Below are 14508 nucleotides of genomic sequence, written 5' to 3'. Positions count from 1 at the left end.
CCTGGGCCGTCACGACTCGGTCCGTTCCTCGCGGCCCAGCGCGTCGCGCAGGCCGTCGCCGAGGGTCACGAAGGTGAACACGGTCAGTGCGATGAGCACCCCGGGGAAGATCCCGAGCCACGGCGAGCGGCCGTAGTAGAGGAAGCCCTCGCGGATCATGGAGCCCCAGCTCGCGTCGGGCGGCTGGACGCCGAGCCCGAGGAAACTCAGGCCGGCCTCCGAGAGCATCGCGTAGCCGGCGGTGACGGCGACCGCGACGGTCAGCGGGGACAGCGTGTTGGGCAGGATGTGCCGGACGATGATCATCCAGGTCGGCGTGCCGATGCTGCGGGAGGCCTCGACGTAGGTCTCCTCCTTCAGGCCGATCACGACCCCCCGCACCAGCCGCAGGAACCGCGGGGCCATCAGCAGGCCGACGGCGAGCATCGCGTTGCGCAGGCTCGGCCCGAGCACCGCGACCAGGGCGATCGCGAGCAGCAGCGGCGGGAAGCTCATCGCGGCGTCGTTGAGGCGCATGACCAGGCCGTCGAACCGGCCGCCGACGTAGCCGGTGACGAAGCCCAGGGGCACGCCGATGGCCATGGCCACGGCCAGCGCCAGGCAGATCGCCAGCAGCGAGACGCGGGTGCCGACGATCAGCCGCGAGAGGATGTCGCGGCCGAGCTGGTCGGTGCCCAGCAGGTGCCCCGGCGAGAACGGGTCCAGCAGCACGCCGCGCAGGTTCTGCGCGTTCGGGTCGGCGGGCGTGATCAGGGGGCCGAACACGGCGACGAGCGCGAGGAGCGCCAGCACGCCCAGGGCGGTCATCGCCGCGTGGTTGCGGCCGACGCGGCGGCGGAAGTCCGCCCAGACGCCGCCGCCGTGGGCGACCATCTCCGCGGTCGGGCCGGAGGTCGTGGGAGGGGTCCGGGGATCGGTCATCGGGGCCGCACCTTCGGGTTCAGGTAGCCGTACGCGAGGTCGACGAGCAGGTTGGAGACCACCGCCACCAGCACGGCGACGAGCACGATCCCCTGGATCACCGGGACGTCCCGGGTGGTCACGGCGTTGATCGCCACCTGGCCGAGGCCCGGCACGCCGAACACCTGCTCGACGAGCACGGCGCCGCCGAGCAGGGCGGTGATCTGCAGGCCGAGCACGGTCACCAGCGGCACGCTCGCGTTCTTCAGCACGTGCTTGCCGATGACCATCCGGCTGCGCAGGCCCTTGGCGCGGGCCGTGCGCACGTAGTCCTGCTGCAGCACCCCGATGATCGAGCCGCGCAGCTGGCGGGTGCTCTCGGCGGCGCCGGCGATGCCCAGCGTCAGCGCCGGCAGCAGGATGTGGGTCAGCCACAGCCCCGGGTCCTCCGAGATCGGCACGTACCCGGTGGCGGGCAGCCAGCCCAGCGCCAGGCTGAACACGAGCACGAACACCAGGCCGAGCCAGAACGACGGGAGCGCGATCCCCAGCGACGAGCCGGCGGTCGCCACCCGGTCGATCCACGTCCCGCGCCGCAGGGCCGAGAGGATGGCGACGGGCACCGCGATCGCCAGCGAGATCAGCAGCGCCGTCGACGCCAGCGCGACGGTGACGGGCAGCCCGTCGGCGATGGAGGTGGCCACCGGGCGGCTGGTGAACAGCGACGTGCCCAGGTCACCGGACAGGGCGCCGGTGACCCAGTCCCAGTACTGCACGATGGTCGGCCGGTCCAGGCCGAGGCGCTCGCGCACCGCGGCCACCTGCTCGACGGTGGCGTCCGGGCCCGCGATGGTCACCGCGGGGTCGCCCGGGATGAGCAGCACGAGCCCGAACACCACGAACGTGACCAGGACCAGCACCGGGACCGTGGTCAGCACGCGGAGAGCGAAGAACTTCAGCACCGTGGGTCAACCTCCTCGTCGGCGTCGACGGGCGTTTTCGACAGGCGACCGCAGACCGCGCGTGGCAGTCTGGGATTCGGTCGGGGAATGCGATTCGCCGGCTTCTGCGGCGGGGGGCGCGGTGGCGCCGGACCCGGACGCTAAGCCGAGAGTGGTCGGCGTCGCAATGGCCCGGGTGCGATTTTCCGGTAGGGGCGGCCCGGTGTGTGGAGACGTCCACACGGGCGGCCCGTGAACTGTGCGCCGTTCCGTTGTCGGGGCTCGACGGACCGGCTGACGATTGCTGCGTCGACGGTGTGGACGACGCCCGACACCGGGAGTCCACCGGTTCCGAGGATGGTGCAGCGATGAAGTTCCACTGGTTCGCGGAGGTCACCTACGACGGCCTGCCGGACGCGTTCCCGGCCCCGGGCCAGGGCGCGTGGGTGGACAGCCCGATCGGGCTGGCCGACCCGCGCCGCGTGGGGGAGAACTACCGCATGTTCGTGCGGCTGATGCAGCAGGCCGACCGCGACGGCTTCGACGGGCTCGCCGTCAACGAGCACCACCAGACGCCGTTCGCGATGACGCCGTCGCCGAACCTGCTGGCAGCGAGCGTGGCGGGCTCGACCGAGCACGCCGCGATCCTCGTGATCGGCGACTCGCTCGCCCTCTACAACCCGCCGACGCGCGTGGCCGAGGAGCTCGCCTACCTCGACTGCCTGTCCGACGGGCGGGTGATCGCGGGCTTCGTGTTCGGCACGCCGATGGACTCCGCCTTCGCCTACGCCCGGCCCCCGATCGAGCTGCGCGAGCGCTTCCACGAGGCCCGCGACCTGGTGCTGAGGGCGTGGCGGGAACCGGAGCCGTTCGCGTTCAACGGGAAGTACAACCAGCTCCGCTACGTCAACGTGTGGCCCCGCCCGGTCCAGGAGCGGCCGCCGATCTGGGTGCCCGGATCGGGGAGCGTGGAGACCTGGGAACTGGTCACCCGCGAGAACTACTGCTACGGGCACCTCTCGTTCTCGGGATTGCGGGCCGCGAAACCGCTCGTCGACCGCTACTGGGACTACGTCGCGGCGAATGGCGGCGACATGAATCCGCACCGGATGGCGTTCACGCAGCTGATCTGCGTCGCCGATTCCGACGCCGAGGCGGAACGGCGCTACGCCGATGCCGTGAAGTACTTCCAGCGCGTCAAGGACCCGTCGATGCGGTTCGCGACGCCGCCGGGCTACACCTCGCCCGCGTCGATGCGCGGGATGCTGGGGCGCACGGCGACGCCCGAGGCGCTGGAGGACAAGCGCCGGGCCGTGTCGGGCGAGATGAGCTTCTGGGAGTACGACGAGAAGGGCTACATCATCGCCGGCACGCCCGACCGGGTCGCCCAGCGCGTCCGCGAGCTCGCCACCGAGCTGCGCGTCGGCCAGCTGATCGCCTCGCTGCACATGGGCGACCTGCCCGAGGAGACGGCCGCGGAGAACACGCACCTGTTCGGCTCGCAGGTCATCCCGCAGCTGCGGGACCTGTGGGCCGACGAGCCCGACCACTGGACACCGGTCGCGAGCCAGCGGCGGCCCGCGGGCCCGACGACCACCCCGACGACCACCCCGACGACCGTGGGCGCCGCGGCGCTCGTGGGAGGCAACTGACGATGGCCACCGCAACCGTCAACGGCACGACGCTGCACTACGACGTCCGGGGCGAGGGCCCGCCGCTGCTGCTCGTCTCGGGCCTCGGCGCGAGCTCGTCGGCCTGGGCCGCGGTCGTGCCGCGGCTCGTCGCCGACCACACCGTGATCACCGTGGACAACCGGGGCACCGGCCGCAGTGCAGTGCCGCCCGGCCCGTACGCGATCGACGACCTCGCCGACGACACGGCCGCGCTGGTCGAGCACGTAGGCCTCGGCCCGGTCGCGGCCGTCGGCTGGTCCCTGGGCGGCTCGGTCCTGCAGTCGATGCTCATCCGCCACGGGCACCACCTCCGCCGCGCGGTCCTGCTCAACGCCTTCCCGTCCTACACGCCCGTGCAGGACGCCTGGCTCGACTGCGGCCTCGTGCTGCGCCGGGCCGGCGTCGACCCGGTGGCGATCGCCCTGACCGGCATGCCGTGGGGCTTCACCGGGCGGATGCTCGCCGACCACGACGCCGCGGCGGCGCAGGCCGAGCTCCTGCGCCAGGACCCGCACCCCACCACCCTGGCCGGGTTCGAGGCCCAGGCCGCGGGCCTGCGCGTGTACGACTCGCGGCCCGGGCTCCCGGGCGCCACCACGCCGACGCTGGTGCTCGCGGGCGCCGAGGACGTGCTCACCCCGGTGGCGCAGTCGGTCGAGATGGCCGCGCTGCTCCCGGACGCCGTGCTGCAGGTGCTGCCGCGCGGCGGGCACGGGATGGTCGTCGAGTACCCCGACGACACGCTCGCCGCGATCACCGCGTTCCTCGACCGGCCCGAGCACGCGGAGGCGGCCGGCCCGTTCGCCGCGGTGGCGGGAGCGGGGTCGTGAACCGCCCGCTGCACGTCGTCGGCATCGGCGGCACCGTGCGCACCGGCTCGTCGAGCGAGCAGGCCCTGCGGATCGCGCTGGCCCGCGCCGAGGCGGCGGGCGCGACCACGCGCCTGTTCGCCGGCGCCGAGCTGGCACGGCTGCCGATGTACGCCCCGGAGGCCGGCGACGGCGGGCCGGTGGCCGCGGACCTGGTGGAGCACCTGCGCCGGGCCGACGGCGTCATCGTCGCCTCGCCGGGCTACCACGGCTCCATCTCCGGGCTGGTCAAGAACGCGCTGGACTACACCGAGGACATGCGCGGGGACGGCCTGCCCTACCTGGCCGACCGGTCCGTCGGGCTGATCGTCACCGCCTACGGCTGGCAGGCGGCGGTCACCACGCTGACCGCGCTGCGGGCGATCGTGCACGCGCTGCGCGGGTGGGTCACACCCTACGGGGCCGCGGTGAACTCGCTGCAGACGCGGTTCGTCGACGGGGCGTGCGCCGAGCAGCAGGTGCTCGACCAGCTCCACACCGTCGCCGACGAGGTCGTCCGCTTCGCCGACCTGGTCACCGAGCGGCGCCGCGGCGTGCTGTCGGGCGCGCAGCCGGGGGAGGGGTCGTGAGCGCCGGGGCGCGCGCCGACGCCGCGGCGGCCGCGCTCGCCGCGGCCCGGCCGGTCGTCCTGGTCGACGACCTGGCGCCCGACCCTCCGGTGTCCGGGGCGCTCGTCGTGCCCGGCGCGGACGTCGACGCCGCCACGATGGCGCTGCTCGTCCGCGAGACCAGCGGCGTCGTCGTCGTCGCCGTCACCGCCGAGCGGCTCGACCTGCTGCGCATCCCGCCCCAGGCGGGCGGGCGGTCCGACCCCGGCCGCCCGGCGTTCGCGGTGTCGGTGGACCTGCGTGCCGGCGTCACCACGGGCATTTCGGCGCACGACCGCGCCGCCACCGTCCGGGCGCTCGCCGATCCGGCGACCCGCGCGCAGGACCTCACCCTGCCCGGCCACGTGCTGCCCGTGCGGGTGCGCGACGGCGGCGTGCTGTCCCGCCCGCGCGCCGAGGAGGCCGCGGTCGACCTGTGCCGGGCCGCCGGGCTGAGCCCGGTCGCCGCACTGGCCACGGTCGTCGACGACGACGGCGAGCCGAGGGGCCCGGAGGCGCTGGAGCGGTTCGCCGCCCGGCACGGCCTGGTGCTCGTGCGGGTGTCGGAGGTCCTCGCGCGGCGCCGCGCGGAGCTCGCGCACGTGCTGCACGACCTCGGCATGGGCCGGGCCGTCGTCGTCACCGACGCGCTGGCCGGCTGAGCGGTGCCCGCACGCGTCCCCGTTCCCGTCCCCGTCCCCGTGGATGTCACCGCCGATCCGGCCCCGCCCGCCGTCCGCGGCACGGGCCTGTTCCTCGCGCTGGTCTGCAGCACGCAGTTCGTGCTGCTGGTCGGCGGCACCGTCGTCACCGTCTCGCTCCCGGCGATCGGGGCCGAGCTCGCGCTCACCCCGGGGCAGGCGCAGGGGGTGCTGACGGCCTTCATGCTCACCTTCGGCTGCCTGCTGCTGCTCGGCGGCCGGGCCGCGGACGTGCTGGGCCGCAGGCGGCTGTTCCTCATCGGGCTCGCCGTGTTCGCGGTGGGTTCCCTGCTCTGCGCCGTGGCGACCTCGGCAGGGCCGCTCATCGCGGCGCGGGTGCTCGCGGGCACCGGCGCCGCGATGGCCTCACCCGCGGCGATGTCGCTGCTCACCACCGTGTTCGTGACGCCCCGTGAGCGCAGCCGCGCCCTCGGGATGTGGGCCGCGGTCGGCGCGATCGGGGCCACCCTGGGCAACGTCATCGGCGGCCTGCTGACCTCGGTGGGCGGCTGGCGGTGGATCTTCCTCGTCAACGTCCCGGTGTGCGTCCTGGCCTTCGTCGCCGCGTTCTCCCTGGTGCCCGCCGTACCGCGGGTGCCGGGGCAGCGCCTCGCCCTGCCCGACGGCCTGCTGGCGACGGGCGCGGTGGCCGCGCTGATCCTCGGGCTCACCCAGGTCCAGTCCGGGGCCGTCCTGCTCGGCGCCGGTCTGGTGGCGGTGGCCGTCGTGCTCGGCGGGCTGTTCGCGCTGCTCCAGGCGCGCTCGGCCGACCCGCTGCTCCCGCTGTCGCTGTTCCGCACCCGCACCGCGACCGCGTTCCTGTTCGTGCTCATCACCGCGGGGACGTCGATCGGGTCGTACTTCACGAGCTCGCTCTACATGCAGGACACGCTCGGCTGGTCGGCGCTGCAGGCCGGGCTCGCCTTCGTCCCGTGGGCCGCGCTCATCGCCGTGGTCGCGCAGGTCGTGTCCCGGAACCTCCACCGGGTGGGGCCGCGGCTGCTCGTGCCGCTCGCGCTGACCTCGGTCGCGGCCGGCGGGACGCTGCTCGCGCTGTCCCTGCGGCCCGGCGCCACGTACCTCACGGGCCTGCTGCCGGCGTTCCTGCTGCTCGGGCTGGGCACCGGCGCGGCCGGCGTCGCGTGCACCGTCACGGCGATGTCGGGCATCCCGCGGCGGCGCCACGGCGTCGGCGCGGGGGCGCTCACCAGCACCCAGGCCGTGGGCAGCGCGCTCGCGATCGCCCTGGTGGCGCTGCTGGCGCAGCTCGGCACCGCGTTCGGGCCCGCCGGTGACGCCGTCGCGGCGACGCTGGCGGGCCAGCGGTTCGCGCTGCTGGTCGCGTCCGGTGTCGCCCTGCTCGGCGCGGTGCTCGCCGCCGTCGTCCTGCCCCGCCGGGTCCCGCCGCCGGCCGGCCCCGGGGCCGACGTGGCGCTCTCGCCGCCGGCCGCCACCCCGCTCACCTGACCCGCCCGCTCCTAGGAGGACCACGTGGCACCGGAGTCGCTCTCCGCGCTCGACGCGCTGCACAGCACGCCCTCGCGGCGCTACCTCGCGCCCGACCCCATCCCCGACGACGTGCTGTGGGCCGTCCTCGACGCCGCCGTCCGCGGTCCGTCGGGCGGCAACCAGCAGGGCTGGGGCTGGGTCGTGGTCACCGACCCGGACGTCAAGCGGACCGTCGCGGGCTGGTACCGCGAGAACTGGGAGCGCGTCTACGGCAGCAGGCGCGCGCAGATCCTCGGTGCGGGGCCCGGCGCGGGGGGCCTCACCCCCGCCGGGTTCCGGGGCGCCGAGCACCTGGCCCACCACCTCGAGGACGCGCCGGTGTGGGTCTTCCCGGTGCTGCGCGACGCCGCCGGCTCGACGAACCCGCGGCTGGGCTCGTCGATCTACGGGGCCGTGCAGCACCTGTGCCTCGCCGCACGCGCGCACGGCATCGGCACCTCGCTCACCACGCTGTACGGCGGCCACGAGGACGAGCTGCGGGAGCTGCTCGGCCTGCCCGCCGACGCGCTGACGATGGCGCTCGTGCCGATGGGCTACCCGGCGCGGGGGCGGTGGGCGCAGCCGGCGCGGCTGCCTGTCGATCAGGTCGTTCACTTCGACCGGTGGGGCGCCACCCGGGCCCGCGTCACGGGTGCGCCGTGAGCAGCTCCGCGGCGTCGGTGGAGGGCAGGCCGTGGGCCTCGGCGACCGGGTGGTTCGTCAGCTTCCCGTCGAGCGTGCTCAGCCCCAGGCGCAGGGCCGGGTCGCCCGCCGCCGCCCCGACGACGCCGTGCCGCGCGACCTTCACCAGGTAGGGGAGGGTGGCGGAGGTCAGGGCGAGGGTCGAGGTGCGCGCGACCGCGCCGGGGATGTTGGCCACGCAGTAGTGCGTCACGCCCTCCTCGACGTAGGTCGGGTCGGAGTGCGTGGTGGGCCGGCTGGTCTCGAAGCAGCCGCCCTGGTCGATCGCGATGTCGACGACGACGCTCCCCGGGCGCATCGCCGCGATCATCTCGCGGGTGACGAGCGTGGGCGCCTTCGCGCCGGGCACGAGCACCGCGCCGATGACGACGTCGGCCTCCGCGACGTAGGCCGCGGTCCGGGCCCGGTTCGGGGTGATCAGGTCGAGGCGGCCGCCGAAGATGTCGGAGAGGTACGCGAGCCGGTTGGGGTTGGTGTCGAGGACCCGGACCATGGCCCGCATCCCCAGCGCGATCTTCGCCGCCTCGGTGCCCGACACCCCGCCGCCGATGATGAGGACCTTGCCCGCCGGGGTGCCCGGCACGCCGCCGAGCAGGATCCCCGACCCGCCGCTGGGGCTCTCCAGGTGGTGCGCCGCGGCCTGCACGGCCATCCGGCCGGCGACCTCGCTCATCGGGGTCAGGAGCGGGAGCTTGCCGTCCGCGGTCTGCACCGTCTCGTAGGCGATGGAGGAGATGCACCGCTCCAGCAGGAACTCGGTCAGCCCGCGGTCGGCGGCGAGGTGCAGGTAGGTGAACAGCTGCTGGCCCTCGCGGAAGCGGTGGTACTCCGCCGGCACCGGCTCCTTGACCTTGACGATGAGGTCGGCCGCGGCGAACACCCCGTCCGCGTCGGGCAGGAGCTCGGCGCCCGCGGCGGTGTACTCGTCGTCGGTGAACCGGGAGCCCTCGCCCGCGCCCGCCTGCACCACGACCCGGTGACCGGCGTGCACCAGCTCCACGACGCCGTCGGGGGTCATCGCGACGCGGTTCTCGTTGTCCTTGATCTCGCTCGGTACTCCGACGACGAGCGTGCTCATGCGGGTCTCCTCGGTGGCGTGGGACGCGTGCGGTCAGGTGCTGATCCTGGCCCTCCGCGCCCCGCACCGTCAGCCGGGCCGGTTAGCCTCGGGAGGTCCGCCCGCGGCCGAGCGGGCGGCGCACCGCGAAGGGGTCGAGCATGACGACGACGAGCCTCCCGGTCCTCGACATGGCCCTGCTCGACCGGGGCGAGGAGGGCGCCGAGGAGTTCCGCTCCGCCCTGCGCACGGCCACGCACGAGGTCGGGTTCTTCTCCCTCGTCGGCCACGGGATCGGCGACGACGTGATGGCGCGCGCGTTCGCCGAGGCCGCGCGGTTCTTCGCGCTCCCCGACGAGGACAAGCGCCGGGTCGAGATGCTGCGCAGCCCGCAGTTCCGGGGCTACACCCGCACCGGCGGCGAGCTCACCCAGGGCCGGGTCGACTGGCGCGAGCAGATCGACATCGGCGCCGAGCGCCCTGCCTGCGACGACCTCGACGCCCCCGCCTACATGCGGCTGGAGGGGCCCAACCTGTGGCCCGACGCGCAGCCGGGCCTGCGCGAGGTGTTCACCGACTGGGAGCGGCGCTGCACCGCGGTCGCGCGCCGGCTCGTGCGGAGCTGGGCCGTCGCCCTCGGCGGCGAGCCGGACCTGTTCGACAGCGCCTTCGGCGACCGCCCGTCCACGCTGATCAAGCTCGTGCGCTACCCCGGGCGCGAGGACCGCGGGCAGGGCGTCGGCGCGCACAAGGACCCCGGCGTGATGACGCTGCTGCTGGTCGAGCCGGGCAAGGGCGGCCTGCAGGTCGCCACGGACGACGGCTGGATCGAGGCGCCCGCGCTGCCGGGGGCGTTCGTCGTCAACATCGGGGAGCTGCTGGAGTTCGCCACCGACGGCTACCTCCGGGCCACCGTGCACCGGGTCGTGTCGCCGCCGCCGGGGGAGACCCGCCTGTCGATCCCGTTCTTCTTCAACCCCGCGCTCGACTCCTCGGTGCCGCGCGTGGAGCTGCCGCCGGAGCTGGCGGCGCAGGCCCGCGGGCTGACCCGCGACCCCGACAACGTCATCTCCGGCACGTTCGGGGAGAACCTGCTCAAGGCGCGCCTGCGCGCCCACCCCGACGTCGCCGCCGCGCACCACGCCGACCTGCTGGCGGCGCGCGCCGGCTCGTGACGGCGCGCGCCGCTCGGGCCGGGCCGGGCCGGGTCAGGCGAGGCAGGTCAGCGGCCGGCCGCCGTTGTAGGCGACCATGTCGCCCAGCGCCGCCATCACGTCGACGGGCGCGCCGCGGCCGAGCCCGTCGAGCTCGGCGTAGGCGCGGTGCAGGTTGCCGACGATCCGCTCCGCGTCGGGCCAGTCGGCGAAGGCGCCCAGGTCGGTGTCGCGGGCGGCCTGCAGCGGGGTGACCCCGGCCGCGCGGCCGCGCGCGGCCAGGTCCAGGACGAAGCGCAGGTAGTCCAGGGTGGCGTCGAGCGGGGCGCGGTCGTGGAACACCGGGCCGTGCCCGGGCACGGTCGTCGTCGCGCCCAGGGGCGCCACCACGTTCTCCAGCACGTCGACCGCCCCCGCCACCGAGCCCATGAGCAGGAACGGCGTGCCGCCGTGGAAGACCAGGTCGCCGCAGAACAGGGTGGACCGCTCGGGGAACCAGACCAGCGAGTCGTTGGTGGTGTGCGCGGCGGTGCCGACGTGGCGGACCTCGGCGCGCAGGTCGCCGACGTGCAGCGCGACGCCGTCGGTGAAGGTCAGGAACGGCGGGTCCAGGGGCAGCGAGCCCCAGTCCGGGTTCTCCCAGAACGGCAGCTCGCGCGGCGGGCCGAACGCGATCATCTCCTCGCGGGCGCGCTCGTGGGCGACGATCGTCGCGGTGCCGAACAGCGCGTTGCCGAAGGTGTGGTCGCCGTGGTGGTGGGTGTTCACCAGCGTCCGGACGGGGGCGGCCGTCACCGAGGTGATGGCGTCGACGAAGGCGCGGGTGCGGCGCTCGGTCGAGCAGGAGTCGACGGCGACCACCCCCTGCGGGCCCACGGCGAAGCCGGTGTTGTTGATCCACCAGGTCCCGTCCGGCTGGACGTAGGCGAAGATCCCGTCCGAGACCTCCTCGAGCCGGGGCGGTCCGGGCACGGTGATGTCGTGGGTGTGCGCGCTCACGCGAGCTCCTCCCGGAGCGGGCGCACGGCGGCCCCCGCGACGACCGGGGCGTCGACGGCACCCAGGCCGTCGACCTCGAGGCGGACGCGGTCGCCGGGCCGCAGCCACGGGTAGGCCTCGGCGCCGTGCACGCGGGACAGCTCCAGGATGCAGCCGGTCCCGACGGTCCCGCTGCCGATCAGGTCGCCGGGCACGACCCGCGTGCCGCGCGAGGCGTAGGCGACCATCTCCCCGAAGCTCCAGTGCAGCGCGTCGAGCCGGCCCGCGCTGTAGGGCCGCCCGTTGACCGACGCCGTCATCGCGGCGGCCGCGGGCAGCTCGTCGGGGGTGAGCATCCACGGCCCGCAGCTCGTCGCCGAGTCCTTGCCCTTCGCCGGGCCGAGGTTGAGCTTCATCTCCTCGGCCTGCAGGTCCCGGGCGCTCCAGTCGCAGAGGACGAGGTAGCCGGCGATGTGGTCCACCGCCTCCTCCGGGCCCAGGTCGGAGCCCTCGCGCCCGATCACGGCGGCCACCTCGAGCTCGTAGTCGAAGGCCGTGCTGCCGGGGGAGACCGCGACCGGCTCGTGCGGGCCCCGCAGGGCCGCGGGGTTGGTGAAGTAGAAGACCGGCTGCCGGTACCAGAGCGGGTCCACCGTGAGGCCGATCGCGGCGCTCGCGGTGACGACGTGCTCCTCGAACGCCATGAAGTCCCGGACCGACGGCGGGCGCGGCACCGGCGGCAGCAGCGTCACCGTCCCCGGGTCGACGGACGGGCCCGCGAGCGCGGCGTCGGCGGCGGCGCGCAGCCGCGTGCCGTCGTCGCCCAGCAGGTCGACCAGTCCGGTGCCCGCCGGCACCGGGTGCAGGCGGTCCTCCCGCCACACCGCCGCTCGGACGGTCCCGTCCGACTCGGCGTAGCTGCTCCAGCGCATCGCGTTCCCCTCGTCGTCGGCCGCCCCGGCCTGCCCCGCCTCCCCAGCCTGCCCCGGGCGGCGCCGCCGATCATGGTCCGGATCGGTTCCGGTCCGGCAGGTCGACCGCGGCGGCGGCGCGGGCCGCGGCCCGGAACACCGCGACGGCCTCGCGCCCGTCGCCCGGGCGGCTCGCGACCGACACCGTGGCGCCCGGGCCCTCCATCGGCACGTACCGGACGTCGGGGTGCGGGAAGAACCGGCGCGCGGGCTCCGCGTGCAGGCCCAGCCGGCCGCTGGTGGCCACCGCGGTCGGGACGCCGGACGGCGAGCGGACGTCGACGCTGTCGCGGCGACCGCTCCGGTCGCCCCACTCCGACAGACCCGGGGCGTCGCCGACCGGGCAGATCCACCGCCGCCCGTCGACGTCGGCCGCGGTGAGCCGCTCGGCCGCGGCGAGGTCGGACCGCACCGGCACGACGGCGTAGCGGTCCACCTCCAGCACCCGGTCCAGCACCAGGTCGTCGGCCCCTCCGACGTCGTGGGTGAGCGCGAGGTCGACCTCGCCGCTGCGCACGGCGTCGTACTGGCCCTCCCAGTCGAGCTCGACGGTGGTCACGACCAGCTCCGGCAGACGCGCCCCGACCAGCTCGCGCACGTGCGGCCACAGGTCGGCCAGTCCGAAGCCGAGCACGCCGATCCGCAGGACGCCCGGGTCGTCGCTGCGGCCCTCGGCCGGCGCCAGCAGGGCGTCGAGCTGCGCGAGGACCTGCCGGGCGCGGGGGAGGAAGCGCTCGCCGGCCGGGGTGAGCGCGACGCGGCGGCTGGTGCGGGCGAACAGCGGCGCCCCGACCTCGCGCTCCAGGGCCTGGATGCGGCGCCCGAAGGGCTGGGCCGCGATGTAGTGCACCTGCGCCGCGCGTCCGAAGTGGAGCGTGTCGGCGAGCGTCACCGCGTACCGGAGCGAACGGACGTCCATGTCCCACCACCTCGCGCGCGCCTGCCGGGCCCGGGCGATGCTACGTCCCCCGGGCCCCGGGATCGCAACCTCTTCGGCACATGCACCCCGGTGGCGGCGTCGCCACGCTGGCCCCATGACACGCACCCTCATCCGCGGCGGGCACGTCCTGACGATGGACCCGGCCCTCGGCGACCTCCCCACCGGTGACGTCCTCGTCGAGGACGGGGTGATCGCCGCCATCGCCCCGTCGCTGCCGGTCACGGACGCGGAGGTGATCGACGCGACCGGGCACCTCGTGCTGCCCGGGCTCGTCGACACCCACCGCCACACCTGGCAGTCCCTGGTCCGCGGCATCTGCGGCGACTGGACGCTGGGCGACTACTACTTCGGCATCCGGCTCGCGATCTCCCCGGCCTACACCGCCGACGACGTGCGCCTGGGCAACCGGCTCGGCGCCCTCGACGCGCTCAACGCCGGGGTGACGACGCTGCTCGACTTCTCCCACTGCAACAACACCCCCGACCACAGCGACGGCGCCGTCCTCGGCCTGCGCGACGCCGGCATCCGCGCGGCCTTCTGCTACGGGTTCTTCGAGAGCTCGCCCGAGGCCACCCGGTTCGGCGAGCACTCCGCGCGGCTCGCGGACTTCCACCGCGTCGCCGACACCCACTTCGCCTCCGACGGTCTGCTCACCCTCGGCGTCTCGCTCTCGGAGCTGTACGGGCTGCCGTGGGACCGCACCGTCGCGGAGCTGGCCGCGGCCCGCGAGCGCCGCGCGCTGATCGTCAACCACACCGGGTGCGTGTGGGGCAGCGTGCTGACCGGCGGCATCGGCGAGCTCGACGCCCACGGCCTGCTGGGGCCGGACCTGGTCCACGTGCACTGCAACACCCTCGACGACGCCGAGTGGGAGGCGGTCGCCCGCAGCGGCGGCAAGGTCTCGATCTCCGTGGAGACCGAGCTCAACATGGGCATGGGACGGCCGGCGTTCGCGCGCTGCCACCGGCACGGCATCGCCCCGACCCTGTCCGCCGACGTCATCTCGCTCAACTCCGGCGACCTCTGGCACGAGATGCGGTTCGGGCTCGGGCTCACGCGCTGGGAGGCCACCGAGGCGACGAACCTCGCGGGCGCGATGCCCGAGGCGGTCACGACGACCGCGAAGGAGGCGCTGGCCTGGACGACGGTCAACGGCGCGGACGCGCTCGGGCTGGGCGACCGGATCGGCTCGCTGACGCCGGGCAAGCGCGCCGACCTGCAGCTCGTCGGCGGGGGAGCGATCGAGCAGCACCCGCGGATCGACCCCTACGCCACGCTGGTCTTCCAGACCACCGCGGCCGACGTCCGCACCGTGCTGGTCGACGGCCGGGTCGTGAAGCGCGACGGCGTGCTCACCGGCGTCGACCTGCCCCGGCTCACCGCGGAGGCCGACACCGCCGCGGACGCGATCCTCGGCCGGGTCCGGGACGCGGGCCGCGCCCTCCCGGGCACGCCGCCGGGCGCCTTCGAGGCGCTGGAGCCGGTCGCCCGCGGCTTCCGCGACGAGGCGGTGCGGGCGGTGGGGGCAGGGCGGTAGGCGCGGAGCC

At 75.1% G+C, this 14508-nt stretch carries 14 protein-coding genes; 8 read left to right on the top strand and 6 right to left on the bottom strand.

Features of this window, described 5'->3' with window-relative positions; all coding sequences use genetic code 11:
* Window positions 1-9: 9 nt before the first annotated feature.
* Window positions 10-921, bottom strand: a complete 912-nt coding sequence (locus tag HOP40_RS31270; protein ID WP_172166114.1) for an ABC transporter permease — start codon at window positions 919-921, stop codon at window positions 10-12.
* Complete coding sequence (locus HOP40_RS31265) at window positions 918-1862, bottom strand: ABC transporter permease (protein ID WP_172166111.1); 945 nt, start codon at window positions 1860-1862, stop codon at window positions 918-920. Before HOP40_RS31265 ends, HOP40_RS31270 begins: the two co-directional genes overlap by 4 nt.
* A 347-nt stretch (window positions 1863-2209) precedes the next feature.
* On the opposite strand from HOP40_RS31265, the gene HOP40_RS31260 reads away from it, so the two are divergent.
* From HOP40_RS31260 to HOP40_RS31235, 6 genes are read left to right on the top strand one after another with little or no spacing between them, the layout of a single operon-like run.
* Window positions 2210-3493, top strand: a complete 1284-nt coding sequence (locus HOP40_RS31260; protein ID WP_172166108.1) for an LLM class flavin-dependent oxidoreductase — start codon at window positions 2210-2212, stop codon at window positions 3491-3493.
* A gap of 2 nt (window positions 3494-3495) precedes the next feature.
* Window positions 3496-4344 carry an alpha/beta fold hydrolase gene (locus tag HOP40_RS31255; protein WP_172166106.1) on the top strand — a complete coding sequence of 283 codons (849 nt, stop codon included), beginning with the start codon at window positions 3496-3498 and terminating at the stop codon, window positions 4342-4344.
* Window positions 4341-4952 (top strand): NADPH-dependent FMN reductase, encoded by a 612-nt coding sequence (locus HOP40_RS31250; protein WP_172166104.1) that lies wholly within the window; start codon window positions 4341-4343, stop codon window positions 4950-4952. Before HOP40_RS31255 ends, HOP40_RS31250 begins: the two co-directional genes overlap by 4 nt.
* Window positions 4949-5632, top strand: coding sequence for a 3,4-dihydroxy-2-butanone-4-phosphate synthase (locus HOP40_RS31245; RefSeq protein ID WP_172166102.1), 684 nt, complete (start codon window positions 4949-4951; stop codon window positions 5630-5632). The genes HOP40_RS31250 and HOP40_RS31245 overlap by 4 nt, the downstream gene beginning before the upstream one ends.
* A 39-nt stretch (window positions 5633-5671) precedes the next feature.
* Window positions 5672-7138: an MFS transporter gene (locus HOP40_RS31240; RefSeq protein ID WP_172166100.1), complete on the top strand. Its 1467-nt coding sequence runs from the start codon at window positions 5672-5674 to the stop codon at window positions 7136-7138.
* Window positions 7139-7162: 24 nt separating this feature from the next.
* Window positions 7163-7822 carry a nitroreductase family protein gene (locus HOP40_RS31235; protein ID WP_172166098.1) on the top strand — a complete coding sequence of 220 codons (660 nt, stop codon included), beginning with the start codon at window positions 7163-7165 and terminating at the stop codon, window positions 7820-7822.
* Here HOP40_RS31235 and ald read toward each other — a convergent pair.
* Window positions 7806-8939, bottom strand: coding sequence for an alanine dehydrogenase (ald, locus tag HOP40_RS31230; RefSeq protein ID WP_172166096.1), 1134 nt, complete (start codon window positions 8937-8939; stop codon window positions 7806-7808). The genes HOP40_RS31235 and ald overlap by 17 nt on opposite strands.
* A 140-nt stretch (window positions 8940-9079) precedes the next feature.
* Between ald and HOP40_RS31225 the strand changes: the two genes are divergently transcribed.
* On the top strand, window positions 9080-10093 hold the full coding sequence (locus tag HOP40_RS31225; RefSeq protein WP_172166094.1) for an isopenicillin N synthase family dioxygenase: 1014 nt from the start codon (window positions 9080-9082) through the stop codon (window positions 10091-10093).
* A gap of 33 nt (window positions 10094-10126) precedes the next feature.
* Here HOP40_RS31225 and HOP40_RS31220 read toward each other — a convergent pair whose 3' ends face one another.
* The 3 genes from HOP40_RS31220 to HOP40_RS31210 all read right to left on the bottom strand — a co-directional run bounded on the left by HOP40_RS31220 (window position 10127) and on the right by HOP40_RS31210 (window position 12940).
* Complete coding sequence (locus tag HOP40_RS31220; protein ID WP_172166092.1) at window positions 10127-11071, bottom strand: MBL fold metallo-hydrolase; 945 nt, start codon at window positions 11069-11071, stop codon at window positions 10127-10129.
* Complete coding sequence (locus HOP40_RS31215; RefSeq protein ID WP_172166090.1) at window positions 11068-11982, bottom strand: fumarylacetoacetate hydrolase family protein; 915 nt, start codon at window positions 11980-11982, stop codon at window positions 11068-11070. The genes HOP40_RS31220 and HOP40_RS31215 overlap by 4 nt, the downstream gene beginning before the upstream one ends.
* 70 nt (window positions 11983-12052) lie before the next feature.
* The gene (locus HOP40_RS31210; protein WP_172166088.1) at window positions 12053-12940 is read right to left on the bottom strand and encodes a LysR family transcriptional regulator; all 888 of its coding nucleotides are present in this window, start codon (window positions 12938-12940) and stop codon (window positions 12053-12055) included.
* Between the two features lie 115 nt (window positions 12941-13055).
* On the opposite strand from HOP40_RS31210, the gene HOP40_RS31205 reads away from it, so the two are divergent.
* Window positions 13056-14498: an amidohydrolase family protein gene (locus HOP40_RS31205; RefSeq protein WP_172166086.1), complete on the top strand. Its 1443-nt coding sequence runs from the start codon at window positions 13056-13058 to the stop codon at window positions 14496-14498.
* The last annotated feature ends 10 nt before the right edge of the window (window positions 14499-14508 follow it).

The sequence above is a fragment of the Pseudonocardia broussonetiae genome, from assembly GCF_013155125.1.
Classification (GTDB): Bacteria; Actinomycetota; Actinomycetes; order Mycobacteriales; family Pseudonocardiaceae; genus Pseudonocardia; species Pseudonocardia broussonetiae.
Note: the sequence above shows the minus strand (reverse complement) of the source record. Positions and strands in the feature narration are given on the sequence as shown.